This is a genomic window from Olsenella profusa F0195 (assembly GCF_000468755.1).
GTDB lineage: Bacteria > Actinomycetota > Coriobacteriia > Coriobacteriales > Atopobiaceae > Olsenella_F > Olsenella_F profusa.
This window is the reverse complement of sequence record NZ_AWEZ01000040.1, coordinates 1-585: the sequence shown is the minus strand read 5'-3', so window position 1 is coordinate 585 and position 585 is coordinate 1. Positions and strand designations below refer to the sequence as shown.

Sequence of the window (585 nt, the reverse complement as noted above, 5' to 3'; positions counted from 1 at the left end):
GGGGGTCGTGGGCAGGACCTTCGAGAACGTGGTGGGGCGCGACTTCGGGGCCGACGGGCCCTGGGAGAAGATGGGGACCGACGTCACTGAGTCCGGGCGGCCGTGGGGAAAGGCCTACTCCGCGCCCGTCTACGACTTCGGCAGCAAGGAGATCGTCGCCTGGTCGACGTCGACGCACCCCGACATGGCCCGGCAGCATGAGCTGCTCGACCAGCTCATGTCCAAGAGGCCCTGGGGCGCCAGACCGACACTGCACTCGGACATGGGATGGCGGCACCGGCACGCGGAGTGGTGCGGCAGGCTGGAGGAGGCCGGCATCGTGCAGAGCATGTCCCGGAAGGGCAACTGCATCGACGACGGCGCGACGGAGCAGGTGTTCGGGCACCCGAGGGACGAGCTCTTCCGGAACCGGGTGTGGCCGGGCTTCGATGCGTTCAAGGGGGATCTCGACGCCTACATCATCCACTGGAACACGAGAAGGCGGCAGGTCAAGCTGAGGGGACTGACCCCGGAGGAGTTCCGGAATCAGTCCCTGAATGCGGCTTAGTCTCTATTTGGCCGTCCAAGTTTTGGGACGCAGTTCAC

The 585-nt window shown here is 66.2% G+C and carries 1 protein-coding gene; it reads left to right on the top strand.

The features are described 5' to 3' along the window. Positions 1–547: DDE-type integrase/transposase/recombinase (locus HMPREF1316_RS04545; protein WP_021725758.1), on the top strand; the 547-nt coding region annotated here is incomplete at its 5' end. Positions 548–585: the final 38 nt, after the last annotated feature.